This window comes from Kitasatospora gansuensis (genome assembly GCF_014203705.1).
In the GTDB taxonomy this organism is placed as follows: Bacteria; Actinomycetota; Actinomycetes; order Streptomycetales; family Streptomycetaceae; genus Kitasatospora; species Kitasatospora gansuensis.
This window is the reverse complement of record NZ_JACHJR010000001.1, coordinates 6,410,097-6,435,537: the sequence shown is the minus strand read 5'-3', so window position 1 is coordinate 6,435,537 and position 25,441 is coordinate 6,410,097. Positions and strand designations below refer to the sequence as shown.

Here is a 25,441-nt window from a genome sequence, read left to right as displayed (position 1 = left end):
CTTCCGTTACGCCGTTACGGCTTGATCCGCACGATCTGCGGGTCGTGGTCGCTCGCCTGCGAGGCGAACTCGCTGTTGATGTGCACCACGTCGTACTCGACGTGCTTCAGCGCCGGGCTGACCAGGCTGTGGTCGAGCACCTGCGAGTTGCCCTGGAAGACGTACGAGTAACGCTCGTTCGCCGGAAGGCAGTTGACCAGGTCCCGGAGCACGCCGTCCTTGGTCAGCGTCGCCAGCGCCGGGGAGAACTGGTAGTCGTTGAAGTCACCGACCGAGACCACCCGGGCGTTCGGGTCCGCGGCCAGCAGCTTGGCGACGAAGGCCTGCTCGACGGCCGCCTGCTTGGTCCGCTGCACCTCGGAGCTGCGGGCCGGCGCCTGGAAGCGGCTGTCCAGACCCTGGTCGCCGCCCTTGCTGTTGAAGTGGTTGGCGATCACGAAGATCTTCTTGTTGTGGAACTTGAACTCGCCCACCATCGGCTTGCGGCTGGAGCTCCACGCCTCGTTGCCGGGGTCGATCCAGCCCGGGGAGGCGGTCAGCGAAGCCCACTTGCCGGTGCCGGTGACGTCCACCGCACTGGTGGCACTGCCGCCCGGGGTGTCGGTGAAGGAGACCCGGGCCGGGTTGAACAGGAAGACGGTGCGGATGTTGCCGCCGGGCTCCCCGCCGTCCTTGTTGTTCTCCGGGTCGATCGAGCGCCAGTCGTAGGCCGGGCCACCCGCCGCGGCGATCGCGGCGGTGAACTTGGCGATCGTCGAACTCGCGTCCACCGTACCGTCGTTGACGGCACCGTTGTTGTCCTGGATCTCCTCCAGGACGACGATGTCAGGCGAACGCAGGTTGGTCACCACGCCCTTGGCGAGCTCGGAGAACTTCTCGTCCGGGTCGCTCGGGTCCAGGTTCTCGACGTTGTAGGTGGCGATCGCGACCTCGCTGGGCAGCGCCCGGTCGGTCACCTCGCGCTGCAGGCCGTTGTCCTTCAGCGCGCCCAACGTGGTCGCGGCCAGCGTGTAGCCGCCGAAGCGGTTGTAGTCCAGCGGGCCGTCGGTGACCCCGGTCAGCTCGTCGCCGACGTTGGCGGTCGGGAACGGGCGGTCGGCCGTCGGGATCAGCGACTGGACCATCACCCGGCCGGAGTTGGGCTTGTCGTAGCCGAGGTACATCGCCCCGCCGCGGCTGCTGGCGAGGTCCTGCTTGCGGGCCTGCACCCAGAGCTCGCTGTACTGGTCGGTGGCCTGGACGACCCGGGTGTTCTCGACCCGGACGTTCATGCCCTCCAGCGACTCGTACCGGTCGAGCGCGTAGCTCGCGGGCGCCAGCGTGAGCCCCTCGATGCTGCCGCCGGCCGCGTCCGGCGCGTACGCCGACGGGATGCTGTCACCGTTCAGCACGAACGGCGCGGGCACCGCGTTGCCGGCCGAGAGCACCGTGACGGCGGGCGCGGTCAGCTGGGTGATCGACTGACCGCCCGCGCTGAGCGCCGGGTAGTACTCGGCGACCTTGCCGGTCACCAGCACCGAGTCGCCGACCGCCACGGTCGGGGTGCTGCCGGTGTAGACGAACAGGCCCTCGCTGGTGGCCGGGTCGGCGTCCGGGTTCGGGTCCTGGATCCAGAAGCCCTTGGAGCCGTAGGTGCGCACACCGGTGACGATGCCGGGGACGCCGGCGATGTTCTTGCCGGTCTTCGGGGACAGCCGGGTGTTGCCCTGGATGTCGTGGATCCGGACGCTGCCCGGCTCGGTCGGCCCGGTCGGGGTGTCGCCACCCTCGGGGGCCTCACCGGCGGCGTTGACCGGGGTCGGCGCACCGGCCTTGAGGTCGGCGGCGTTGTCGTCGGTGTCCGGCAGACCGGCGGTCCGCGCGACCGAGGCGGTCGCGCTCGCCCCGGTGACCGGGCCCGAGCCCTCCCGGACCACGGCGGTGCCGAAGCCGACCAGATCCTTGATCCGCGGGTCGGCGGCGCAGTCGGCGGCGGTCTTGCAGCTCAGCGGGTCGGTGCCCTGGACCAGCGCGACCGTGCCGCTGGCGCCGGAGAGCGCCAGGGTGCCGGTGGCGTCCGGGGTGGGCAGCACCACGGTGCCGCCGGTGCCCGCGGCCTCGGCGATCAGGTAGCGGCCGCCGGGGGCGACCGAGCCGGTCAGCGCGGTGACGCCCCACTTCGAGCCGGCGCTCGGGGCGCCCGGCAGGTACTGGACGCTGTACCCGGCCAGACCGAAGGCGGCGCCACCCTTGTTGGCCAGCTCGATGAAGTCGTTCTTCAGCGTGGCACCGGAGTTGCCACCGCCGCCGTACACCTCGGAGATCACCACGTCGGCCGACGGCGCGGCGAAGGCGCTCGGGAGCGGGACGAGCACGAGCGAGCCCGCCACGGCGACGGGCAGGACGGCCGCGCGCAGCAGGCTGCGGCGGGTACGGCGGGGAGCGGTGGACTTGGTCACCGGGCAGAACTCCTCGGTCAATGCTCCGACGTTCGTGGGGCCGTCGGCAGCTGAGGGTGGGTCAGGCAGCGCACGACGGCGCACTACCCGCGTAGATCACGTGCCGGTCAGATCCGGCGGCCCCCAAGATACGCGCGTAGAAAATGACCCGACAAGGGGTTGCCCGTTAACAGTTGGATACCGCCGGACGACGGCTGACCACTCGCTGCGACGACGGCCCGGGCCGGGAGCCTGCGGATGGCAGTGCTCCCGGCCCGGGCCGTCGGAGAAGGGTGACCGGTCGTCAGTCCCGGGCGGCGGCGGCCTTCTCCAGGCCGGCCGACCAGCGCTCCTCGACCTTGCCGAGCTTCCAGTACCCGACCGCGCCGGCCCAGGTGAGCACGAACAGGCCGACGATCGCGTACCCGACCATGTCGAGCTCGATCGAGCCGATCCAGGCCACCGGGCCCGAGGTGATCTCGAGCTTCTCGCCGAGCAGGCCGACCAGCTCGATGGTGCCGATCACCAGGGCGACCAGCACCGAGAGGCCGGTGACGGTGAGGTTGTAGTAGATCTTGCGGACCGGCTTGGAGAAGGCCCACTCGTAGGCGAAGTTCATGAACGAGCCGTCGATCGTGTCCAGCAGGCTCATGCCCGCCGCGAACAGCACCGGCAGCACCAGCAGCGCGTACCAGGGCAGCTGGAAGGCGGCGGCGCCGCCGGCCAGCACCAGCAGCGAGACCTCGGTGGCGGTGTCGAAACCGAGGCCGAACAGCAGGCCGACCGGGTACATGTGCCAGGGCTTGGTGACGGCCCTGGTGACCCGGCCGAGGATCCGGTTCAGGAAGCCGCGCTTGTCGAGCTGGCGCTCCAGCTCGGCCTCGTCGAACACGCCCTGCCGCATCTTCCGGAACACCTTGAGGATGCCGTTGAAGGCACCCAGGTTGATCAGGCCGATCAGCACCAGGAACACGCCCGAGACGCTGACCCCGATCAGGCCGGTCAGGTCGTGCAGCGTGGAGTCGTCCGACTCCACCTGACCGGCCAGCGACTGGATGCCGAAGGCGAGCAGCGCGCACAGGCCGAAGACCACCGAGGAGTGGCCGAGCGAGAACCAGAAGCCGACCGAGAGCGGACGCTGCCCCTGGCCCATCAGCTTGCGAGTGGTGTTGTCGATCGCCGCGATGTGGTCCGCGTCGAAGGCGTGCCGCATCCCGAGCGTGTAGGCGGTCAGACCCATCCCGACCCCGAAGACCTGGCCGCCGACGTCGTACTGCTCGGGGGCGACCAGCGCGATCAGGGTGAACCACCCGATCACGTGCAGGGCCAGGATGAAACCTCCCATCCCGGCGAGTCGCACCCACTCCGGTCGGGTGAGCCGGTCGCGCAGTCGGCCGGTCGCAGCCATGCGGCAGTCCTCCATGCAGTCGTACGAGATGCCCAGTGCGCTGAGCTGGGCCATCTTTCCCCGGACCAGGTCGCAGTTGCAAGCCATGCGCAACTGCGCCACCCCGGCGCGCGGGAGCACTCGGGCCGCCCTGACGGCGCCACAGCTCACATTCCGTCAGGAAATAGGAGTAAAAGTCCTCTATTGTCTGATTCGGTGATCATCAGGACCGACCGGAGGCAGCCTCCTTGCTGAACAGCACCGACATCGACAGCCAGGACTCCGCCCGGCTCGACCACTCCTTCTTCGGTCACCCACGCGGCCTGCTCACCCTCTCCGGCCTGGAGGTCTGGGAGCGGTTCTCGTTCCTCGGCATGCAGGCCATCCTGGTGCTCTACTTCGCCGACTCGGTCGCGAACGGCGGCCTCGGCATGGCCCAAGGGACCGCCGCGTCGGTGGTCTCGGCCTACGGCACGCTGGTCTACCTGACCTCGGTGGTCGGCGGCTGGGTGGCCGACCGGATGCTCGGCTCGTACCGGGCCGTGCTCTACGGCGGCGTGCTGATCGCCTGCGGGCACTACGCGATGTCGGTGCCCACCGCCACCATGACCTGGGTCGGCCTCGGCCTGATCGTGATCGGCACCGGCTTCCTGAAGCCGAACGCGGCCACCCTGGTCGGCGGGCTCTACGCCACCGACGACGACCGCCGGGACGCGGGCTTCGCCCTCTACTACATGGCGATCAACATCGGCGCCTTCGCCGGACCGCTGGTCAGCGGCTGGCTCGGCCAGAACAAGGGCTGGCACTGGGGCTTCTCGGCCGCCGCGGTCGGGATGACCTTCGGCGTGATCCAGTACGTGCTGGGCCGCTCCACCCTGCACCGCGACCGCGGCCCGGTGCACCCGCTCACCGACGCCGAACGCACCCGCTGGGCCGGCCGCGCGGTGGCGGCGGTGCTGCTGGTGACCGCCGTCGGGGTGCTGCTGCAGCTCCTCGGCTGGCTCACCATGGACCGCGCCGTCGACCTGATCACCCTGGTCTCGGTGCTGGCCCCGATCGCCTACTTCGCGGTGATGTTCCGCAGCCCCGAGGTGAGCCGCGAGGAGCGCGGCCGGCTGCGGCCGTACGTGGTCCTCTTCCTCGCCTCGGTGGTCTTCAACCTGGTGCTGTTCTCCTCCTACACCACCCTCGCCCTGCTCGCGGTGGACCACGTGGACAACAGCATCTTCGGCTGGCACTTCCCGTCCAGTTGGTGGACCTCCATCCTGGGCGCGATCGAGGTGCTGCTCGCCCCGGTGATCGCCGCGCTCTGGGTCCGCCTGGGTAACCGTCAGCCGCACGCCTCCCGGAAGATCGCCTACTCGCTGTTCGCGGCCGGCGTCTCCTTCCTGATCCTGGTCCCGGCCACCCTCGGCAAGAGCGGCGACTACCGGATCGCCGGCCTCTGGCTGCTCGGCTGCTACCTCTTCATGGGCGGCGGCGACATCCTGCTGGAGACCACCGGGATGTCCGCCACCAGCAAACTGGCGCCCCGTCACTTCGCCAGCCAGACCATGGCGGTCTGGTTCCTCTCGCTCGCCCTCTCGCAGGGCATCGCCGCCCAGCTGACCAAGCTCTACGGCGAGATCGCCGACTCCGCCTACTACGGCGCGCTCGGCCTGTTCGCCGTCGCCGCCGGGATCGCGCTGTACCTCGCGCTCCCCTGGATGCGCCGGACCATGCACCCCGTCCACTAGGAGGTCCCTCCGATGCAGCACCCCGATAGCTACCCGTACGGGACCACCCGGGAGGACCTGCGCATCCCGCTGGCCGACGGCACCGAGCTGTACGCCCGGATCTGGCGCCCCGTCACCGACCAACCGGTGCCCGCCCTGCTGGAGTACCTGCCGTACCGGCTCACCGACTGGACGGCGCCGCGCGACGCCCAGCGCCACCCCTGGTACGCGGGCCACGGCTACGCCTCGGTCCGGGTCGACATCCGCGGCCACGGCAACTCCGGCGGGCTGCCCGGCGACGAGTACTCCGCGCAGGAGCTCGCGGACGGCGTCGCGGTGGTCGAGTGGCTGGCCGCCCAGCCCTGGTGCAGCGGGCGGGTCGGCATGTTCGGCATCTCCTGGGGCGGCTTCAACTCGCTCCAGATCGCGGCCCTCGCGCCGCCGGCGCTGCGGGCGGTGGTCACGGTCTGCTCGACCGACGACCGCTACGACAACGACGTGCACTACATGGGCGGTTCACTGCTCGCGGTCGACATGCACGCCTGGTCCGCCACCATGCTCGCCTTCGTCGGCCGCCCGCCGGACCCGAAGTACGTCGGCGAGGACTGGCGGCGGATCTGGCGCTCCCGCCTCGAGGCCGTCGACCCGTTCATCCACCCGTGGCTCTCGCACCAGACCAGGGACGACTACTGGCGGCACGGCAGCGTCTGCGAGGACTACGGCGCGATCAAGGCCGCCGTACTCGCCGTCGGCGGCTGGGCCGACCCGTACCGGGACACCGTGCTGCGGCTGGTCGAGAACCTCGACGCACCCGTACGCGGCATCATCGGGCCCTGGTCGCACCAGTACCCAGACCGCGGCCTGCCGCCGGGCCCGGCGATCGGCTTCCTGCAGGAGACCCTGCGCTGGTGGGACCACTGGCTCAAGGACGTCGACACGGGCGTCATGGCGGAGCCCGCGCTGCGCAGCTGGATGAACTCCTCCGTCCCGCCCGCGACGTCGTACGCCAACCGGCCCGGCCGGTGGGTCGGCGACGAAGCCTGGCCCTCGCCGGACGTCCGGGAGATCCACTACGGCCTGGACGACGTGCTGCGCACCGCCGGAACCTCCGCGCTCGACCGGTTCGTACGGGTCCGGTCGCCCCAGCACACCGGCGTCGACGCCGGGCGGTTCTTCCCGTTCGGCAACGCCTCCGACCTGCCGCCGGACCAGCGCGAGGAGGACGGCCGCTCGGTCTGCTTCGACTCCACCCCGCTGCCCGAGACGGTGGAGATCCTCGGCAACACCTCCGTCCGCCTCCGGGTCCGCTGCGACAGCCGGCGCGGCCAGGTGATCGCCCGGATCTGCGACGTCGCCCCCGACGGCGCCTCCACCCTGGTCACCCGGGGCGTGCTCAACCTGACCGCCCGTCAGGGCCGGGACCGGGTCGTCGAATGGACCCCGGGCGCCGTCGAGGACGTCGACTTCTCGCTGGTCTCCATCGCCCACGCCTTCCCGCCCGGCCACCGGATCCGGCTCGCCCTCTCCTCCGCCTACTGGCCCTGGATCTGGCCGCAGGCCGAGGCCACCGGCTTCGAGATCGACCCCGGCCACAGCGTGCTCGCCCTCCCCGTGCGCCACCTGGCCGCCGACGCGGGCTCCCCGCCGATCACCTTCGAACCCCCCGAGCAGTCCACCGGCCTGGACGTCCACCACACCGAACCACTCACCGCCCGCCCCGAACGCCTCGTCCTCCACGACGTCGCCACCGGCGAATGGCGCCTCGAGGTCGATCCCAACTACGGCGGCTCCCGCCGCTACCCCGACGGCCTGGTCTTCGACGAACAAGCCGTCGAGTCCTACCGCATCCTCACCGACGACCCGCTCTCCGCCACCACCCGCTCCGACTGGACCGTCCGCCTCCAACGCCCCGACCTCGGCTGGGACGTCACCGTCCACACCCGCTCCGAAATCACCTGCGATGCCACGCACTTCACCACCCACAGCCACCTCACCGCGCTGGAGGCGGGCGACGTGATCTTCGAACGCGACTGGGAGCGCCGCATCCCGCGCACCGCGAGCTGAGGCCCGCCCGTATCGCGAGCTACGGTCCAAGGTCTGTCAATTCCTCCGGCGATGCGGCATGATCCCCGCCGTCGGCCCGACCGATCGGTCGGCCACCCCAGCCCGCCCTGGAGGAGCCTTGTCCCGCACCACCCGTGCCCCGCGCCTCGCCCTGGCCACCGCCGCCGCGCTAGCCCTCGTCTCCGTGCCGGTCACTCCCGCGCTCGCTGCCCCTGCCGCCCCGCAGACCCCCGTCGGCCAGGTGTTCAAGGTCAACCCCGTCCAGGCCACCGGCGACCAGAGCCTGACCGACGGCAAGGACGCCGACTCGGCCGTCCCGGCCTCCGCCTACGCCACCGTCGCCCTGCGGAACCTCGACGCGAGCGGCGGCCTGGCCGGCCGCTGGGCGGTCGTCCGCTCGGAGACCGGCACCCCCGCCCGGTCCGCCGCCGGAGACTTCCGGTACACCCGCAACGCCGACCAGTTCGAGCAGGTGATGGCGTACTTCTGGGTCAACGAGGCGCAGGAATACCTCCAGGGCCTCGGCTTCGGCAGCGAGCTGCGCGGGGCCAACGACAAGGCCCAGCAGGTCCGGCTCAACCAGTGGGGAGCGGACAACTCCTTCTTCACCGACAAGAAGCAGGAGATCCGCCTCGGCAAGGGCGGCGTGGACGACGCCGAGGACGCCGAGGTGATCGTGCACGAGTACGGCCACGCGGTCCACGAGGCCCAGGTCCCCGGCTTCGGCAGTTCCCCCGAGGCCGGCGCGATCGGCGAGGCCTTCGGCGACTACCTCGCCCTGACCGTCGGCAAAGCCGCCGAACTCCGCTACGGCTGGACCGCCCGGACCGAGGAGCCCTGCGTCGGCGACTGGGACTCCACCGCCTACACCACCACGACCCCACACTGCCTCCGCCGCCTGGACACCGGCAAGGTCTACGCCGACAAGATCGGCGAGGTCCACGCCGACGGCGAGATCTGGTCGCAGGCCCTCTACGACATCCGCAAGGCCCTCGGCCCCCGCACCGCCGACCGGATCATCGTCAACGCCCAGTTCTCCTTCACCCCGGACACCACCTTCTCCGCCGCCGCCCTGGCCACCGTCGCCACCGCCCGCACGATGTACGGCGACCAGGCCGCCCAGACGGTCCGTCAGTCCTTCGCCGCCCGCGGCATCCCGGGCCTGTAGCTCCCCTCGGGGGCTTGCCCCCGCTGACCTCTCGTCGGCGGGGGCGAGCCCGTTCCTCCGAGGAAAATGTGTTGGCGCTCCATCGCCGGAAGGCGACAATCGGCTCTTCTGATCAGGGGAGCGCAGTTTGGCCGACGTTTTCGCGTGTTCGGGGTGTGGCACGGTGCTCACCGACCCGGTGGAACGGGTGGCGCTGCCCGTTCATGCAAGCCAGGGCTACGGGAACGGGGTTCGGCTCCCGGCCTTGATGACTGCGGGGACGTACGCCGTCGATCCCTGGCCGATAGGGCTGCCGTGGCGGTGGTGGGACGAGATCGGGGCGGACGAGGCGGCCGCCCGTGGGGTGTTCACGCCCGTGCACTCGGTCTCCGGTCGGCCGCCGGGATCGGTGATCCTCGCCCCGGGTGACATCCGAGCGCTCCGCTTCATCCTGGAGCGATGCAACGACGGCTGCTGCGGGATGGACAACGGGGACGGCCCCAACCTGGCCTGCGCACAGTGCGGGCAAGCGGCCGCCACCCGCATCGACGTCTGCTCGTACTGGCAGGAGGTGCGGCTCGATCCGCAGGCCGTACGCCGGGTCGAGCTGGACGGCCCTGCCTCCACCCCGACGGACTGGGAGACGGTGCTCACCGAGACGCGTCTGCTCATGCCGTCGGCGGACCTGACGGAGTGGTGGAGCCCCGAGTCGTACGTGGCGACCGGTGTGGCGATGGCCCACCTGCTGGCGGCCTCAGGAGGAGCACCGCTCCGCTTCTGGCCCGGGCCCGCTGCGGACATGTTCGGCAGCGCTCTCGACGCCCTGCTCCCGCCGGGGCCGGCACCGAAGACGGTGGCCCTGACCGGGCCGGGACTGCGGCCCTTCGACGCTGCTCCCGACATCAGTCTGGTGCCACGTCACCCTGAGACCGGGGAACCCTGGCAGCCGCCCGGCGCCCGCGATCTGGTACCGCTGGCCGCCGAGCTCTGGCTCCAACTCTCCTCCCAGGGAACGTGGTTGCGTTCCCCAGCGACGGGCCGACTGCCTGCGGGGGTCCTCCGGGACGATCCGCTGCCCCAGTACTCCAAGCGGTGGCTCGAGGTCGATCGGGGGGCGTGTATCCATACTCTCTGCCGCCTGCCGGCCGTCCGGGAACCATGGCTGCGCGCGATCTACGACCGTATGACCAATTGGATGTTCCAACCCCCGCCGCTCGGTTGACCGGAGCGCCGCATCCCGCGCACCGCGTCCTGACGGCACGACCACCGGCACGCCCCCTCCGGGGCGGCGCCCTCGCCTACCGGGTAAGGTGCACCGGCCGGGGCTCGGTGAAGAATATGAGGGAGCGAAGTGAACATTCGTCTGGCAGTGCACCTGTTGTTGTCGATCGTGGTCGCGCTGGCGATGGTGTTCACCGGCCTCGCGCTGGGCGGACCGCTGGTGGCGCTGCTGGCGTTCGGGCTGTGGTTCCTGATCGAGGCGCTGTTCAAGGCCCTGCTTCCGGCCTCCTTCCTTCCCGGGGTCGAGGGTGCACAGCTGACCTCTGCGGCGTATCGCGGCTGGGCTGCGAAGCTGGTCGGGGGCATGGGCCTGGCCAAGGCGCGCACCCCGGAGGCCGACGCTGCCCGGCTGGCGGCGGGCGTCCGCCTGTGCACAACGACATTCGGGCTGCGCAATGGCAGTCAGATCCTGGGCTACCTCCTGCTCCAGCGGTCGCCGGAGGGCAAGGCCGTGATCGCCTGGCGCGGCCGCGGCAAGGGCCAGGCGGTCCAGCCGATCACCCCGGCCGAGATGACCATCCTGTCGGGGCAGCAGCAGCAGAACGCGGTGCAGGCCCGGATGGACTACACGGTCTCGGTACAGCTCGGCCCGGACTCCTACTGGCTGCGCCCTCACGACGCCGAGCTGTTGAAGCTGGTGCTCCAGCACCAGACCGCGCCCACCACGTAGCCGGCGCGGCGGCATTGCGGATCGTACGCATGGTGTCTTGCTTCCGGGTGAGCGGTCGGAGCGGGATCACGGTGCGGTGGGGCCGACTCCGGCGATCGCGGTGGCGGTGCGGACGGAAGCCTGTTCGCCGGCCTTGACGGCGGCGAGTTCGGTGCCGTGCTGGGCGATGGCGGTCTGCTGCAGCCGCTGTTCGACGTGCAGCCAGGTCGGCACCAGGCCGGTGCGGCGCTTGCACGCCAGGTCGGCGCGCGCGGTGGCGAGCTCGTCGGCCGTCGGCACGGGCGTGTTCCAGCGCTTGTCGCCCGCGGCGGACAGCGGATCGGGGTAGCTTCGGCCGCCCTCGGCCATGCAGCCGGACCAGGCCGCGAAGCCGGCCTGGACCTGGGGGTCGGTGAGCGACTGGTCGAAACTGTCCGCGTCGATCCGGCCGGGCAGTTCCGGTGGGCCGTAGTAGCCACCGCCGTTGACGAGTTGCCGTTTGGCGTCGCCTTCGCAGCCGCCTGCGGGGACATCGGCGCCGCCGTAGCTTCGCACCGAGCCGTCGGCGACGTGCTGCTCCTCGGCGGAGCGGGTCGGTCTGCCCTTGGCCTTGGCCTCGACGGCCCAGGCGGGCGGTTCGGTGGTGGCCCGGCCGCTGATGTAGAACGCCTTGTAGTGGTATCCGCTGGTGGCGTAGCCGTCCGCATCGGCACCGTACCGCCCGACCATCGGGTCGAAGTCGCGGCGGTCGGTCGAGGGTTCGGCCAGGCCACTGAAGCCGTGGGCGGCCATGCAGCGGTTGTAGAGCAGCACGTAGGCCACCGCCTCGGCCTTCAGCTGGCCGGGAGTGAACTCGTACGCCGCGATCGGCAGGGTTTCCCCGGCGGCGAGGGTCCCGGTGGCGGGGCCGACGGACGGCGCCCGGTCGGCGGCGACCGGACTGCGGGCGGGCGGGCCGCACGCCGCCAGGAGGCAGGCAGCGGCCAGCGCGAGGAGGGCGGCCGGTTTTCGCACGGCTCGTCACATCCCTTCCGGAGTGAGGCGGGACGGCCCGGCCGGACCGCATGTTCGGCGATCCGACCGGGCCCGGTGGTGGCCGGTGAGGTGCCTGGGTCAGCCCCAGACGACCTGCTCCTGGAGGTTCTTGCTGTTGCCGCCCAGGTTGTTCGAGGTGTTCGGCGCAACCCAGGTGTTGTTGCCGCCCGCGCCGATGATCCACGCGCCGTGGATGGTGTTGTAGTTGGCGTCGGAGCCGCCGTTGTGCCACACGCCCTGGCCCTGACCGTTGCCGGAGGTGATGAATCGGTAGGCGCCCAGGTTCGGTACGTCTCCGCCCCAGAAGCCGATGTTCGAGCCCTGGTAGCCGGAGTTGTAGAAGAGGCACAGGTCGCCGGCGCCGCTGTGGCTGGTGTCGCAGGCCTCGACGATGAGGTTCGCCCAGGGCTGGGCGTTGGCCGGCGCGGCCGTCATCAGACCGGTGCCGAGGAGGCCGGCGGTGGCGGCCAGAACGGCCGCCTTCTTCATGACGCGCATGGTGGGTGCTCGCTTTCCATGTCGAGTGGGACCGGCCCCCGTACGGCCGATCCACGAAGCGGACCGGGCCCGCGGTGCTCGGTACAGAGACAGCAAAGTCCCCGGAGGACCGCGGCGGCCAATGATTCGATGAGGTTCGAACGTCGAGTGCGCTTGCTCCTCAACACCCGTGAGAGGACAACGGATTGTGCTCCGGATCGACATGACCCCCCGGGCGTTGGCGAACACCAGGTTCGTCATCTCGCCGCTGCACATCACCGCCGACGCCCTGTGGCTGACCCGACCGCCGGCCCGCCTCTCCGGGCGTGGCTGGGGTCCGATGGTCCGCGACGCGCTCCGCGAGCACCGGCTGACCCTGCTGCACTCGCTGTTCTCCGGGTCCTGGCGGTATCTGCCGGACTTCCTGCAACCCCAGCCGCAGAGCCACGAGGAGTCGATGGAGCGGGAGTTGCATGGCGTGGCCACCACCGATCCCGGGCGGATCGCGGCAGAGTTGACGCTGATGCTCGCCGGCAGTGCCAAGTTGCGGCTCGCGGGGGGATCGGCCCAGCGGCCCCTGCTGGAGGCGATGGAGTGCGGCGAGCAGGCGTTCGCCGGGCAGGCGGCCGCCGAGCTCCACCAACTGTGGGAGGCGGTGGTCTCTCCGCAGTGGTCGTCGCTACGGGCCCGGGCCGAGAACGACATCGCGCACCGGATCCAGACGGTCGGCCGGTACGGCCTGGGGAACGGGCTGGAGGCGCTGGATCCGTGCATCAGCTGGCACGACGACCACCTCCGGATCGCCGCCGACTTCCACGGCACGGTCGCGGATCCGCCGACGCTGACCCTGATGCCCGCGGTGTTCAGCAGGGTGCTGCACTCGATGATCGACCCGCTCGACGAGCGCGAGGACCGCCGCACCCCGATCCTGGCCTACCCCGCCCTTCCGCTGCCTGGCTCCGACCGGCCACCCAGTCCCCCGGTGGGCGACCTGATCGGCGAGACCCGAGCCCTGCTGCTGGCCGACCTCGCCACCGCGCGGACCACCACCGAACTGGCCGAACGCCACCGGCTCGCCTCCAGCACCGTCTCCTACCACCTCGGCGTACTGTTCCGTTCCGGCATGCTCACCAGAACCCGGGCCGACCACCGGGTGCTCTACCGGCAGTCCACCCGGGCCCTCGAAGTGCTCTGAGCCTGAACAGCTTTACCGCGCACGGTGGTTGCGGATCAGTTCCGCATAGCGGTGCCCGCTCGTCTTGACGGTGCGTCGCTGGGTCTCGTAGTCGACGTGGATCAGGCCGAAGCGCTTGTCGTAGCCGTACGCCCACTCGAAGTTGTCCAGCAGGGACCAGGCGAAGTAGCCTGCCAGCGGGGCGCCTTGGGCGACCGCGCGGGCGCAGGCGGCGAGGTGCTGTTCGAAGTAGACGGTGCGTTCCGGGTCGTGGACGGTGCCGTCGGCGGTGACGGTGTCCTGGTAGGCGGAGCCGTTCTCGGTGACGTAGATCTTCCGAGCGCCGTACTCCTTGCCCAGGCGGAGGATGAGCTGCTCCAGGCCGGGGCCGTGCACCTCCCAGTCCATCGCGGTGTGCTCGGCGTTCGGACCGCGGACCTGGCGGAAGCCGGGGGCCGGTGCGGTCGGGTCGTCGGCGACGAACTGGCGGAAGTAGTAGTTGAGTCCGATCCAGTCCAGCGGAGCACCGATCAGCTCCAAGTCGCCCTCCTCGACCGGAAGTTCGACCCCGTAGAGCTTGACCATGTCCTCGGGGTAGCCCCGGCCGAACACCGGGTCCAGCCACCAGCGGTTGATGTGGCCGTCGGCACGGACCGCGGCGGCGCGATCGGCGGCGGAGGAGGACGCCGGCTCGATCGGGCTGAGGTTGTTGACGATACCGATCTGCGCACCGGGCACCGCGGCCCGCAGCGCCTGCACGGCCAGCCCGTGGCCCAGGTGCAGGTGGTACGAGGCCCGGACGGCGGTGGTCAGGTCGGTGAGGCCGGGGGCCATCGTGCCGTCCAGGTGGCCGATCCAGGCCGAGCAGAGCGGCTCGTTGAGGGTGGCCCAGTGGGTGATCCGGTCGCCCAGCCGGGAGGCCACCACGTCGGCGTAGTCGGCGAACCGCAGTGCGGTGTCCCGGACCGCCCAGCCGCCCCGGTCCTGCTGGGCCTGCGGGAGGTCCCAGTGGTACAGGGTGGGGAAGGGAGTGATCCCGGCGGCGAGCAGGGCGTCGGTGAGGCGGTCGTAGAAGTCCAGCCCGGCCCGGTTGACCACGCCGTCGGCGAGCGGCACCACCCGGGGCCAGGCGATCGAGAACCGGTAGGCGTCCAGGCCGAGTTGACCGGCCAGGGCGAGATCCTCCGGCCACCGGCGGTAGTGGTCGCACGCCACGTCACCGGTGTCACCGTTGTCGACCTTGCCGGGGGTGTGGGAGAAGGTGTCCCAGATCGAGGGCGCCCGGCCGTCCTCGTTCACCGCGCCCTCGATCTGGTAGGCGGCGGTGGCCGCGCCCCAGAGGAAGTCGTCGGGGAGAGCACTGAGATCCATCATCTGCCTTTCGGAGAGGGTCACTTGACGGCCCCGGCGGTGAGCCCGGCGACCAGGTAGCGCTGCAGCAGGAGGAACCCGGCGACCACCGGCACGCTGACCACCAGGGACGCGGCCATCACCTGGTTCCAGTACACGTCGTTCTGGGTGGCGTAGCCCTGGAGGCCGACCGAGAGGGTGCGGGTGGTGTCGTTGGTCATCACCGAGGCGAACAGCACCTCGCCCCAGGCGGTCATGAAGGCGTACACGCTGACCGCGACGATCCCGGGGGTCGCGGCCGGCACCACGATCCGCACCAGGGTGCGCAGCGGACCGCACCCGTCCACCGCCGCCGCCTCGTCCAAGTCCCGTGGGATGGAGTCGAAGTAGCCGACCAGCATCCAGATCGAGAACGGCAGCGAGAAGGTCAGATAGGTCAGGATCAGCCCGCCCCGGCTGCCGTACAGCGCGACCCCGGTGGCGTTCCCGATGTTGACGAAGATCAGGAAGAGCGGCAGCAGGAACAGGATGCCGGGGAACATCTGGGTGGAGAGCACCGTGACGGTGAACAGCTTCCGCCCGCGGAACCGGTACCGGCTGACCGCGTACGCCGAGAAGATCGCGATCAGCACCGACAGCACGGTCGCACTGACCGACACGATCAGCGAGTTGACGAAGTAGTCGGCCAGCGGGACGGTGCTCCAGATGTCCAGGTACGGACGGAACGTCAGCTCGCTGGGGATCCACCGGAACGGGCCCTGCACGTCCCGCAGCGGCTTGAGCGAGGAACTGACCATCACCAGCACGGGGGTGAGCACGAAGCCGGTGAGCAGGGTCAGGAAGACCCGGCGGGCCCAGCGAAAGGAAGGCGGTGGCCTAAGCATCGGCGCCCCTCCGGCGTGAGGTGAGGAACAGGTAGACCGCCGTCACCAGCAACAGGAAGAGCAGCAGCAGCACGGACATCGCCGATCCCGCGCCGAAGTTCCAGGTGACGAACGACGACTGGTAGATGTGGATGGAGATCAGGTCGGCCTGCTCCGGCGCGGACTTCCCGAACAGCACGTAGGGCGTGTTGAAGTCGTTGAAGGTCCACAGGAAGAGCACCAGCACCAGCACCTGGTTGACCGGCCGGAGCGAGGGCAGGGTGATCTTCCGCAGCTGCTGCCAGACCCCGGCGCCGTCCATCGCCGCCGCCTCGTACAGCTCGCGCGGGATGTTCTGCAGGCCCGCCATCAGGGTCAGGAAGGCGAACGGCCAGGTCTTCCAGACCGCCACCACCACCAGCGCGGTGAAGCTGTTGTCGCCGATCAGCCAGAACGGCTTCTCGTCGAACAGGTGCAGTTGGTCCACCAGCAGGTGGTTGACCAGCCCGGTGTCCCGTTGGAACATGAACGACCAGGTGATCACCGCCGCGTACACCGGCAGGGCGTACGGGACCAGGAAGAGCGTCCGGAGCAGCCCGCGGCCCCGGAACGACTCCTGCAGGAAGACCGCCGCCGCCGTCCCCAGCAGCCAGGAGAACCCGACTGCCAGGGCGGTGAACAGGCAGGTGACCCAGAACGAGTTCAGCAGCGACCGGCCGATCGGGGCGGAGAAGTCCACCGACACGCGGTAGTTGTCGAGGCCGGACCAGGGAGCGGTCGACCAGTCCCGGATGTAGAACTGGGTGAGCCGCTTGAAGCTCATCACCATGCCGACCACCATCGGGACCAGGTGGATCAGCAACTCCAGGGCGAGCGCCGGGAGCAGGAGCAGGTAGGGCAGGCCGAGTCGCCGTCTGGTCATGTCAGCCGGCCGGCATCTGCTGCTGGGCCTTGGTCAGCTCGGCCTTGACGCTGTCCTCGGTGACCGGCTTGCCGGCGGCGGCCGCGGCCAGCAGGTTCTTCACCGCCGTGCCGACCAGGGTCTCGAACTGGCTCTCGTTGGCGACCTGCGGCAGCGGGGCCGCGCTGGTGGCGAGCACGTTCGACAGGGTCTTCAGCTCGGGGGTGGCGAAGGCGGGGTCGGCCTGCGCGTCCTTGACCGGCGGGATCGAGCCGTAGGTCTTGTTGAGCTGGATCTGCTCCTCGTTGCCGGTCATGAACTTCACGAACTGCAGCGCGCCCTCAGTGTTCTTGCTGTTCTTGAAGACCGCCAGGTTGATGCCCGCGACCATCGAACTGGTCGCCTTGCCGCCGCTCGCGCCGGCGGGCAGCGGGATCGGCGCGACCGCGTAGTCGTCCGGGTTCATCCCGTGCGACTTGAGCGAGGCCCCGGCGGCCTGCCACATCAGCATCGCGGCCTTGCCGCTCGCGAAGTCGGTGACCGACTGGTTGGCCGCGTACTCGGCGTTGCCGGGAGCGGCGATCTTGTCCTTGGCGATGAAGTCGACGTACTGCTTGATCGCCGCGACCGCCTCGGGGGTGGCGAACGCGGGCTTGCCCGCGGCGTCGAACCAGTCGGCGCCGTGCTGCTTGCCGAAGGCGAAGGCGTGGTGGACGTTCTCCGAGACGTTGCCGCCCTCGATCGCCAGGCCGTACTTGCCGTCCTTGGTCAGCTTCTGACCGTCCGTCACCAGCTCGTCCCAGGTGGCCGGGGGCTTGCTGATACCGGCCGCCTCGAACAGCTTCTTGTTGTAGTAGAGGCCGTACGCCATCGAGTACAGCGGCACCGCGGCGGGGGCCTTGCCCGCCGCGCCGGCCGAGGCGATGGTCGAGGGGACGAACCGGTCCTTGCCGCCGATCTTGCCGAAGGTGGCGTCGTCGAACGGCAGCAGCGCCCCGGTGGCCTGCAGTGAGGCGGACCAGGTGTTGCCGATGTTCAGCACGTCGGGGCCCTGGCCGGAAGCGGTGGCGGCGAGGATCCGGTTCAGCAGGTCGGACCAGGGCACCACCTCCAGCTTCACCTTGATGCCGGTCTGCGCTTCGAACTTTCTCAGCTCGGGTTCCAGGACCTGCTTGTCGTGCTCCAGGCTGGTGCCCTGGTTGCTCGCCCAGTAGGTGAGAGTCTTGGGGCTGCTGTTGTCGCCGCCTCCGGAGGTGGAACCGCCGCCGCAGGCGGTGGCGGTCAGGGTGAGGACGGAAACCAGGGCGGTGGCCGCGGCAAGACGGTTGATGCGCATGACCGTGTCCCTCTCGGACGAGTGGGTGGGGATGGGGGTGAAGTCGCCGGCTCTGATGCTTACTTCGGACCGTGATTTAACGTGTGAGAAAAGCTGGCGTCAAGAGTCCGTGCAGCGATAGATTCAGATCAGGAGGGAGACCAGATGGCAGAGCGAGGCAAGCAGACCGTCCGTGACCTGCGACGGGGCAGTCGATCCACCCTGTTGCACCGGCTGTACTTCGAAGGTCCGCTGAGCAGACAGGAGTTGGGGCAGATCACCGGCCTCAGCGCCGGATCGGTCAGCAACGTGGTGGGCGAACTGATCGCGGACGGGCTGGTCGAGGAGTGCGGATCGGTCGAGTCGGACGGCGGCCGCCCGCGCATCCTGCTCCAGGTCACCCCGGACCGGGCCCACCTGATCGGGGTGGACGTCGGCGAGACCCAGGTCCGGGTCGCGCTGTTCGACCTGGCCCTGACCGAACTCGCCGCGAGCGACCACCCGCTCTCCGACCACGGCCACGACGTCGACCACGTGGTCGAGTTGATGCTCACCGGCATCGGCGAGGTGCTCAAGCGGACCGGCATCCAGGAGTCCCAGGTGCTCGGCGTCGGCGTCGGCGTGCCCGGCATCGTCGAGCAGGGCGATCCGGGCCGGAACGGCCTCGGCATCGTGGTGCACAGCCAGACCGTGGACTGGGACGCCGTCCCGCTCGGCCGCCTGCTGCGGGCCGGCACCGACCTGCCGCTCCACGTCGACAACGGCGCCAAGACGCTCGGCCAGGCCGAGATGTGGTTCGGCGCGGGCCAGGGCGCACGGCACGCGGTGGTCGCCCTGTTCGGCTCCGGGGTCGGCGCCTGCGTGATCGCCGACGGCGCCCGGTTCCGGGGCGCCACCAGCAGCGCGGGCGAGTGGGGCCACACCAAGGTGCACGTCGGCGGACGGCTCTGCCGCTGCGGCTCCCGGGGCTGCCTGGAGGCGTACGTCGGCGCCGAAGCGCTGGTCGAACGCTGGGGCGAGGCCCCGCCCGGCAGCTCGGAGAAGGAGGGCCTGGCCGCCCTGCTCGCCGCCGCCGAACGGGACGAACCGTCAGCCGTCTCGCTGCTCGCCGAGTCCGCCGAGTACCTCGGCGCGGCGATCGCCGACCTGATCAACCTGTTCAACCCCGAGCGGATCATCATCGGCGGCTGGGCCGGCCTGCTGCTCGGCCCCCGCCTGCTCCCCGCCATCAAGGACGCGGCCACCTCGTACGCGCTGCGCTTCCCCCGCGCCCAGACCTCCATCGAGCTCGGCCGCCTCGGCCCCGACGCCGTCACCGTCGGCGCGGCCACCCTCCCGCTCTCCCGCTTCCTCGACTCCGGCGGATCCATGCGCTGACGCGCACCACCAGGGGCTCGGGACTCTGCTGATGTGCGGCTCCGCCGCGTGGGCGACGCCAACCTCGGAAACGTTGCAGGTCCGAGAGTGGTCAGGCACTTTCACAGTGACCCACACGCCAGATCTCCTCGCAGTTCCCCGAGCCCCTGGATAGTGCAACTCGATCGTGTGCCGAAATCTCACCGTCTCCTTGACACAAGGAAGTTGAGCCCTCCACACTCCCCTCGGGGAGCGCTCTCCAAAGATCTGACGGCGCGTCTGTCCGCCGCTGCGCCTCCCCCACCCCCACCCCACCCAGCGCAGGAGAAGCCCGTGAGGCTCACTTCGGCACGCGGTATTGCCGCGACCACCACCACGCTGGCCCTGCTCTCCGGAGCAGTGCTGGCCCTACCCGGCGGCACCGCCAACGCCGCCGACTCGCTGATCTCGCAGGGGAAGACGGTCACCGCCTCCTCCACCGAGAACGGCGGTACCGGCGCCGCCCTGGCCGTCGACGGCAACAACGGCACCCGCTGGTCGTCCGCCGCGAGCGACCAGCAGTGGCTCCAGGTCGACCTGGGCGCCACCGCCACCATCAGCAGGGTCGTGCTCAACTGGGAGGCCGCGTACGGGAAGTCGTACCAGCTCCAGACCTCGGCCGACGGCACCAACTGGACCACGATCCACAGCACCAGCAACGGCACCGGCGGCCTGGAGACGATCGACGTCACCGGTTCCGGACGGTACGTCAGGATGAACGGCATCACCCGGGGCACCGGCTACGGCTACTCGCTCTGGGAGTTCCAGGTCTTCGGCAGCACCGGCGCCACACCCCCGACCTGTGGCACCGCCAACGCCGCCCAGGGCAGGCCGACCACCGCTTCCTCCACCGAGAACGGCGGGACCGGCGCGGCCCTGGCCACCGACGGCAACAACGGCACCCGCTGGTCCTCCGCCGCGAGCGACCCGCAGTGGCTCCAGGTCGACCTGGGCTCGGTCCAGCAGATCTGCCGCGTGGTGCTCAACTGGGAGGCCGCGTACGGGAAGTCGTACCAGCTGCAGACCTCGAACGACGGCACCAGCTGGACCACCGTCCGCACCACCACCAACGGCACGGGCGGCACCGAGAGCCTGGACGTCAGCGGCTCGGGCCGGTACGTCCGGATGAACGGCCAGGCCCGGGGCACCAGTTGGGGCTACTCGCTCTGGGAGTTCCAGGTGAACACCGGTGGCGGCAGCGTGCCGCCGATCCCGGGCGGCGGTGACCTCGGCCCCAACGTGATCGTCTTCGACCCCGCCACCCCCAACATCCAGGCCAAGCTGGACGAGGTCTTCGCCCAGCAGGAGTCGGCCCAATTCGGCACCGGGCGTTACCAGTTCCTGTTCAAGCCGGGGACCTACAACAACCTGAACGCGCAGATCGGCTTCTACACCTCGATCTCCGGCCTCGGCCTGTCCCCCGACGACACCACCATCAACGGTGACGTCACGGTCGACGCGGGCTGGTTCAACGGCAACGCCACCCAGAACTTCTGGCGCTCGGCCGAGAACCTCGCGCTCAACCCGGTCAGCGGCACCGACCGCTGGGCGGTCTCGCAGGCCGCGCCGTTCCGCCGGATGCACGTCAAGGGCGGCCTCAACCTGGCGCCCAACGGCTACGGTTGGGCCAGCGGCGGCTACATCGCGGACAGCAAGGTCGACGGCCAGATCGGCAACTACTCGCAGCAGCAGTGGTACACCCGGGACAGCTCGATCGGCGGCTTCAGCAACGGCGTCTGGAACCAGGTCTTCTCCGGCGTCCAGGGCGCCCCGGCCGGCGGCGCCTTCCCGAACCCGCCGTACACCACCCTGGAGAACACCCCGGTCTCCCGGGAGAAGCCCTTCCTCTACCTGGACGGCGCCGACTACAAGGTCTTCGTCCCGGCCAAGCGGACCGACGCGCGCGGCGTCTCCTGGGGCAACGGCACCCCGCAGGGCAGCTCGATCCCGCTGAGCCAGTTCTACGTGGTGAAGCCCGGCGCGACCGCCGCGACCATCAACGCGGCGCTGGCCCAGGGGCTCAACCTGCTGTTCACGCCCGGCGTCTACCACGTCGACCAGACCATCAACGTGACCCGCGCGGACACCGTGGTGCTCGGCCTCGGCCTGGCCACCGTCGTCCCGGACAACGGGGTGACCGCGATGAAGGTCGCCGACGTGGACGGGGTCAAACTCGCGGGCTTCCTGATCGACGCCGGTCCGGTCAACTCGGCCACCCTGCTGGAGGTCGGCCCGGCCAACTCCTCGGCCGACCACGGTGCCAACCCCACCACCGTCCAGGACGTCTTCGTCCGGGTCGGCGGCGCGGGCGCCGGCAAGGCGACCACCGCCGTGGTGGTGAACAGCGACGACGCGATCATCGACCACACCTGGCTGTGGCGCGCCGACCACGGTGAAGGCTGGGGCTGGGAGACCAACCGCTCGGACTACGGCCTGGTCGTGAACGGCGACGACGTGCTGGCCACCGGCCTGTTCGTCGAGCACTTCAACAAGTACGACGTGCAGTGGTACGGCAACAACGGCAAGACCGTCTTCTTCCAGAACGAGAAGTCCTACGATGCGCCCAACCAGGCCGCCGTGCAGAACGGTTCGGTCCAGGGGTACGCGGCCTACAAGGTCGGCGACAACGTCACCACCCACGAGGGCTGGGGCCTGGGCAGCTACTGCTACTACAACGTGGACCCGACCATCCGTCAGGACCACGGCTTCGAGGCACCGGTCAAGCCGGGCGTGAAGTTCCACGACCTGCTGGTGGTCTCGCTGGGCGGCAACGGCCAGTACAACCACGTGATCAACGACATCGGCGCGCCCACCTCGGGCACCTCCACCGTCCCCTCGGTGGTCGTCTCCTACCCTTGACGCACCGGCGGTGGCCCCGCCCCCCGGGGCCACCGGCTCGGCTCAAGCCAACTTCTTCATCTGCACCGCGAGTTCGGGCAGCCGCTCGGCCGGATCGCGGTACCGGTGCAGGGCGGCCCGCCCCTCCTCCCCGCGCAGGCGGGCGGCGAGGCGGGCCGGCAGCACCACGGTGAGCAGCTGCCCGGCACCGGCGAAGCCCTCCACCAGCCAGGCCACCCAGGGCAGTTGGACGCTGGCCCCCGGGCTGAAGGCGAGCGGGCGGTGCCCCTCGAAGGCCACCTCGTAGACCCCGGCCCGGCTCCAGCTGGAGAGCGTGAAGGTCCTGTTGGCCGGGTCGAAGCCGAGCGGTACGCAGTCCCGCAGCCGCTCCCGGCTGACCGAGGCGAGGAAGTCCCGGTTGGTCCGCAGGCTCAGGTGCGCGGTGGCGAACTCGTCCACCGCCGACCGGATCTCCCCGGCCAGCGCGGCCGCCTCCCCCGCCGGGGCGCAGCGCAGCACCACCTCGCCGAGCAGGTTGCCGAGCTGCCCGGCCGGGATGCCCAGGTGGCGCCGGACGTTCACCGGCAGCAGCAGGTCACGGGCCTCGGCGTCCTCGTCCAGCTGCCGTACGGTGGTCACCACGTGGGCCGTCAGCACGTCGTTGGCCGACAGCCGCCGCCCGGTGGCGGCACCGAACGCGGCCTTCATCGCCGCCACTTCGGCGTCGGTGAAGTAGACCTGGACGGTCCGGTTGGCGCGCGGAGCGGTGCGGAACTCGTGCGCCAGCAGCTCCGCCTCCGTCGCCGTGGGGATCCGGAACCCGAGCCGCCCCGAGTCCTCGGCCGGGAGCACCGCGTCCAGGAAGCTCTCGCGGTCCCCGGCGATGCCGACCTCGGGCGGCTCGGTGCCCTCGACCGCCGCCGACCAGGCCCGCATCAGGGTCATGAAGCTCTGGACGTCCCCGATCACGTGGTGCCAGGAGCAACCCAACGCCGTGCCGCCGTCGGCCAGTCGGCTGACCCTGACGGTGAACAGCGGCGCCTCGCCGGAGTGCGCCCGGTTGGCCTCGACGTGGTCGACGTACCCGGAGGAGCCGAGCGTCATCCGGCTCATCGCCTCGGGCAGCGTCTCGGCCGCCTCGGAGACGACCAGTGGCACCCCGGCGTCCGAGCAGACGATCTCCAGCCCGTCCTCGCCCACCCGCAGCCGCCCGCCGAACAGCGGCACCCGGCCGAGCGCCTCGGCCAGTCCGGCCGCCAGCCGGTCCAGGTCCAGCTCCTTGTCGTAGAAGAACACGACGGAGACCGGGAGTTCGGCCAGCATCGCGTCGGACACCCCGCAGCGGACCACCGCCCCCGACACGTGTCCGGCATGGATGGTGCGGCTCTGCGCAGAGCGGATCATCGGCCCTCCCGGTGGCTACCGGAACGATAGTGGACTAGACCGGTGTCACCCACTCTTCGGCAGGTGCACGAACTTCCGGCCCTGGTCGAGCAGTCCGGGCAGCGCGGCTGCGAAGCCCGCCGCCGTACCGTGGCCGGGCTGGTTGAAGTGCGCGATCACCACATCGCCGGGCTGCACCTCCCCGAGCGCCCGGCGGACCTGGGCAGCGGTGAAGGTCGCGCCACCGTCCGCGTTCACGGTGAACCCGGCCACCCGCTCGCCCAGTTCGGCCACGATCCGGGTGGCCACCTCGTCGTAGTGCGCGGTGCCGGAGCGGAAGAACCGGGGCGGCTGTCCGAGCAGCGCCGCCAGCGCGGTGTGATTGACCATCACCTCGTCGTACACCCCGCCGGCGTCCCGGGTGCCGTCGATGCCGTACGCGGAACGGCCGGTGACCGAGAGCGGGCGGTGTGCGGTGCCGTGGTTGCCCAGCTCGAACAGCGGGTCGGCGGCGAGCTCCCGCAGCACGGCCGGATTGGCCTCGATCCAGCGGGAGTTGACGAACAGCGTGGCCGGTACGGCGTGCCGCCGGAGGGCGTCCACCAGCTCCCGGTCGTACCCGCTGCCGCCGGGGCCGCCGCAGGCGTCGAAGGTGAGCGCGACACCCTGACCGCCGGGCAGGCTGCGGACCACCCCGGTCACGTCGAGGCCCCACTCGGTGGGCACCGCGGCGCCGTACTCGGCCACCACCTCGTCCCTGCCGCGCGAGCCCACCGACCGGGGACGCACCGAAGACGCGGACGAAGACACGGACGGAGACGCCACCGGAGCCTCGCTCGGGCCGGGGTCGGCGGCACAGGAGCTCAGGACCCCGGCCGCCAGCCCGGCCAGCACCGTCCGCCGGGTCAGTGACATCCCGTCAGCCTACGATCCGTCACACCGCCTCCCCGCGCGACACACGGTCAGGCGGACTCGCGGATCACCAGCTCCGGGTCGAACAGCACCGAACCGGGACCGGCCAGCGGATCGGCGATCCGGTCCAGCAGGAGCCGGGTCATCTCGGCCGCCATCTCCTCCACCGGCTGCCGCACGGTGCTGAGCGGCGGCAGCCCGACCGTGGCGGCGCTGCTGTCGTCGAAGCCGATCACCGCGACGTCCTCCGGCACCCGGCGGCCGCGCTCGATGAGCACCGCGACCGCGCCGCGCGCCATCAGGTCGTTGGCGGCGAACACCCCGTCCAGGTCCGGGTGTTCGTCGAGCAGCCGCTCCATCGCCCGGGCCCCGCTGGCCTGGCCGAAGTCGCCCTCCACCGCCGGGAGGTCGCCGAGCACCGCCCGGGTGCCGGCCAGCCGGTCCGCCCCGGCGGAGATCGCGGCCGGACCCGCGATGGTGACGATCCGTCGGCAGCCCCGGGCCCGCAGGTGCTCGGCCGCCAGCCTGCCTCCCTCGACGTTGCGCAGGTCCACCCAGCTCACCTGTCCGGGCAGCGGCTCGCCCGGCCGGCCGAACAGCACGGTGGGCAGCCCGGCGTCGAGCAGCCGCCCGGGCAGCGGGTCGTCGGCCCGGGTGGAGACCAGCATCGCGCCGTCCGCGTTGCCCTGCCGCAGGTAGGAGAGCACCTGCTCGCGGGCGGCCGGGTCGTCGGCCAGCATCAGCACCGGGTGCACGCCGAGCGGGCGCAGCGCGCCGATCATCCCGCTCACCACCCGGCCGAAGAACGGGTCGGTGAAGATGCCCTCCTGCCCGGCGGACTGCCCGGCGGAGCTGGACATCACCAGCGCCACCGCACCCGCCCGCCGGGTCACCAGGGCGCGCGCGGCGGCGTTCGGGACGTACCCGGTGGCGGCCACCGCGTCGCGGACGGTCTGCTGCAACTCCGGGTCGACGTTGCGGATGTTGTTGATGACCCGGGACACCGTGGACCGGGACACGCCCGCGGCTCGGGCCACATCCTCAAGCGTGGCGGCCCGCCGGGCCAGGGCTTCGCTCATGTGGCCGTTTATAGCACGGGCCCGAAGCGCCGCCCGGGCCCTTTCCGTCCACTGGCACG

At 70.8% G+C, this 25,441-nt stretch carries 19 protein-coding genes; 8 read left to right on the top strand and 11 right to left on the bottom strand.

Annotated elements, in window-relative coordinates:
* Nucleotides 1-14: 14 nt before the first annotated feature.
* Together F4556_RS28975 and nicT are read right to left on the bottom strand one after the other, a co-directional pair.
* The gene (locus tag F4556_RS28975) at nucleotides 15-2,438 is read right to left on the bottom strand and encodes a DUF8508 domain-containing protein (protein ID WP_313068771.1); all 2,424 of its coding nucleotides are present in this window, start codon (nucleotides 2,436-2,438) and stop codon (nucleotides 15-17) included.
* A gap of 283 nt (nucleotides 2,439-2,721) precedes the next feature.
* Nucleotides 2,722-3,825 (bottom strand): Nickel transporter NicT, encoded by a 1,104-nt coding sequence (gene nicT / locus F4556_RS28970; protein WP_184925332.1) that lies wholly within the window; start codon nucleotides 3,823-3,825, stop codon nucleotides 2,722-2,724.
* Nucleotides 3,826-4,052: 227 nt separating this feature from the next.
* Between nicT and F4556_RS28965 the strand changes: the two genes are divergently transcribed.
* The 5 genes from F4556_RS28965 (at nucleotide 4,053) to F4556_RS28945 (ending at nucleotide 10,681) form a co-directional block, all read left to right on the top strand.
* Nucleotides 4,053-5,540, top strand: coding sequence for a peptide MFS transporter (locus F4556_RS28965; protein ID WP_184921243.1), 1,488 nt, complete (start codon nucleotides 4,053-4,055; stop codon nucleotides 5,538-5,540).
* Between the two features lie 12 nt (nucleotides 5,541-5,552).
* Nucleotides 5,553-7,583, top strand: coding sequence for a CocE/NonD family hydrolase (locus F4556_RS28960; RefSeq protein WP_184921240.1), 2,031 nt, complete (start codon nucleotides 5,553-5,555; stop codon nucleotides 7,581-7,583).
* Between the two features lie 118 nt (nucleotides 7,584-7,701).
* A complete protein-coding gene (locus F4556_RS28955) occupies nucleotides 7,702-8,751 on the top strand; it encodes a M4 family metallopeptidase (protein ID WP_246511112.1) in 1,050 nt (349 codons plus the stop codon).
* A 247-nt stretch (nucleotides 8,752-8,998) separates the two neighbouring features.
* On the top strand, nucleotides 8,999-9,952 hold the full coding sequence (locus tag F4556_RS28950) for a hypothetical protein (protein ID WP_246511111.1): 954 nt from the start codon (nucleotides 8,999-9,001) through the stop codon (nucleotides 9,950-9,952).
* Nucleotides 9,953-10,081: 129 nt separating this feature from the next.
* Nucleotides 10,082-10,681 carry a hypothetical protein gene (locus F4556_RS28945; RefSeq protein WP_184921235.1) on the top strand — a complete coding sequence of 200 codons (600 nt, stop codon included), beginning with the start codon at nucleotides 10,082-10,084 and terminating at the stop codon, nucleotides 10,679-10,681.
* A gap of 66 nt (nucleotides 10,682-10,747) precedes the next feature.
* Here F4556_RS28945 and F4556_RS28940 read toward each other — a convergent pair whose 3' ends face one another.
* Entirely contained in the window at nucleotides 10,748-11,674 is a 927-nt protein-coding gene (locus tag F4556_RS28940; protein WP_184921233.1) for a hypothetical protein, read from the bottom strand.
* Between the two features lie 99 nt (nucleotides 11,675-11,773).
* Complete coding sequence (locus tag F4556_RS28935) at nucleotides 11,774-12,184, bottom strand: hypothetical protein (protein WP_184921231.1); 411 nt, start codon at nucleotides 12,182-12,184, stop codon at nucleotides 11,774-11,776.
* A gap of 196 nt (nucleotides 12,185-12,380) precedes the next feature.
* Here F4556_RS28935 and F4556_RS28930 point away from each other — a divergent pair, with 196 nt between their 5' ends.
* Nucleotides 12,381-13,367, top strand: coding sequence for a helix-turn-helix domain-containing protein (locus F4556_RS28930; protein ID WP_184921229.1), 987 nt, complete (start codon nucleotides 12,381-12,383; stop codon nucleotides 13,365-13,367).
* 12 nt (nucleotides 13,368-13,379) lie between these two features.
* Here the strand turns inward: F4556_RS28930 and F4556_RS28925 are convergent, their stop codons facing one another.
* The 4 genes from F4556_RS28925 to F4556_RS28910 are packed head-to-tail and all read right to left on the bottom strand — an operon-like array spanning nucleotide 13,380 to nucleotide 17,796.
* Nucleotides 13,380-14,720 carry a GH1 family beta-glucosidase gene (locus tag F4556_RS28925; RefSeq protein ID WP_184921227.1) on the bottom strand — a complete coding sequence of 447 codons (1,341 nt, stop codon included), beginning with the start codon at nucleotides 14,718-14,720 and terminating at the stop codon, nucleotides 13,380-13,382.
* A 17-nt stretch (nucleotides 14,721-14,737) separates the two neighbouring features.
* Nucleotides 14,738-15,580, bottom strand: a complete 843-nt coding sequence (locus tag F4556_RS28920) for a carbohydrate ABC transporter permease (RefSeq protein WP_184921225.1) — start codon at nucleotides 15,578-15,580, stop codon at nucleotides 14,738-14,740.
* On the bottom strand, nucleotides 15,573-16,481 hold the full coding sequence (locus tag F4556_RS28915) for a carbohydrate ABC transporter permease (protein ID WP_184921223.1): 909 nt from the start codon (nucleotides 16,479-16,481) through the stop codon (nucleotides 15,573-15,575). The genes F4556_RS28920 and F4556_RS28915 overlap by 8 nt, the downstream gene beginning before the upstream one ends.
* Before the next feature lies 1 nt (nucleotide 16,482).
* Nucleotides 16,483-17,796: an ABC transporter substrate-binding protein gene (locus F4556_RS28910; protein WP_184921221.1), complete on the bottom strand. Its 1,314-nt coding sequence runs from the start codon at nucleotides 17,794-17,796 to the stop codon at nucleotides 16,483-16,485.
* Nucleotides 17,797-17,940: 144 nt separating this feature from the next.
* On the opposite strand from F4556_RS28910, the gene F4556_RS28905 reads away from it, so the two are divergent.
* A complete protein-coding gene (locus tag F4556_RS28905; protein WP_184921219.1) occupies nucleotides 17,941-19,152 on the top strand; it encodes an ROK family transcriptional regulator in 1,212 nt (403 codons plus the stop codon).
* A gap of 312 nt (nucleotides 19,153-19,464) precedes the next feature.
* Nucleotides 19,465-22,029: a pectate lyase-like domain-containing protein gene (locus tag F4556_RS28900; RefSeq protein WP_184921217.1), complete on the top strand. Its 2,565-nt coding sequence runs from the start codon at nucleotides 19,465-19,467 to the stop codon at nucleotides 22,027-22,029.
* 42 nt (nucleotides 22,030-22,071) lie between these two features.
* Here the strand turns inward: F4556_RS28900 and F4556_RS28895 are convergent, their stop codons facing one another.
* Genes F4556_RS28895 through F4556_RS28885 form a run of 3 tightly spaced genes read right to left on the bottom strand, consistent with a single transcriptional unit; the run spans nucleotide 22,072 to nucleotide 25,382 of the window.
* Nucleotides 22,072-23,412, bottom strand: a complete 1,341-nt coding sequence (locus F4556_RS28895) for an acyltransferase (RefSeq protein WP_184921215.1) — start codon at nucleotides 23,410-23,412, stop codon at nucleotides 22,072-22,074.
* Nucleotides 23,413-23,457: 45 nt separating this feature from the next.
* Nucleotides 23,458-24,306, bottom strand: coding sequence for a polysaccharide deacetylase family protein (locus F4556_RS28890; RefSeq protein ID WP_184921214.1), 849 nt, complete (start codon nucleotides 24,304-24,306; stop codon nucleotides 23,458-23,460).
* 47 nt (nucleotides 24,307-24,353) lie between these two features.
* Nucleotides 24,354-25,382 (bottom strand): LacI family DNA-binding transcriptional regulator, encoded by a 1,029-nt coding sequence (locus F4556_RS28885; RefSeq protein WP_184921212.1) that lies wholly within the window; start codon nucleotides 25,380-25,382, stop codon nucleotides 24,354-24,356.
* Nucleotides 25,383-25,441: the final 59 nt, after the last annotated feature.

What these genes read in the sequence shown, in the direction of transcription:
- nicT (WP_184925332.1), bottom strand. Translation starts at nt 3,825, where the DNA reads ATGGCTGCGACCGGCCGACTGCGCGACCGGCTCACCCGACCGGAGTGG.
- F4556_RS28960 (WP_184921240.1), top strand. Translation starts at nt 5,553, where the DNA reads ATGCAGCACCCCGATAGCTACCCGTACGGGACCACCCGGGAGGACCTG.
- F4556_RS28950 (WP_246511111.1), top strand. Translation starts at nt 8,999, where the DNA reads ATGACTGCGGGGACGTACGCCGTCGATCCCTGGCCGATAGGGCTGCCG.
- F4556_RS28935 (WP_184921231.1), bottom strand. Translation starts at nt 12,184, where the DNA reads ATGAAGAAGGCGGCCGTTCTGGCCGCCACCGCCGGCCTCCTCGGCACC.
- F4556_RS28925 (WP_184921227.1), bottom strand. Translation starts at nt 14,720, where the DNA reads ATGATGGATCTCAGTGCTCTCCCCGACGACTTCCTCTGGGGCGCGGCC.
- F4556_RS28920 (WP_184921225.1), bottom strand. Translation starts at nt 15,580, where the DNA reads ATGCTTAGGCCACCGCCTTCCTTTCGCTGGGCCCGCCGGGTCTTCCTG.
- F4556_RS28915 (WP_184921223.1), bottom strand. Translation starts at nt 16,481, where the DNA reads ATGACCAGACGGCGACTCGGCCTGCCCTACCTGCTCCTGCTCCCGGCG.
- F4556_RS28910 (WP_184921221.1), bottom strand. Translation starts at nt 17,796, where the DNA reads ATGCGCATCAACCGTCTTGCCGCGGCCACCGCCCTGGTTTCCGTCCTC.
- F4556_RS28905 (WP_184921219.1), top strand. Translation starts at nt 17,941, where the DNA reads ATGGCAGAGCGAGGCAAGCAGACCGTCCGTGACCTGCGACGGGGCAGT.
- F4556_RS28895 (WP_184921215.1), bottom strand. Translation starts at nt 23,412, where the DNA reads ATGATCCGCTCTGCGCAGAGCCGCACCATCCATGCCGGACACGTGTCG.
- F4556_RS28890 (WP_184921214.1), bottom strand. Translation starts at nt 24,306, where the DNA reads ATGTCACTGACCCGGCGGACGGTGCTGGCCGGGCTGGCGGCCGGGGTC.
- F4556_RS28885 (WP_184921212.1), bottom strand. Translation starts at nt 25,382, where the DNA reads ATGAGCGAAGCCCTGGCCCGGCGGGCCGCCACGCTTGAGGATGTGGCC.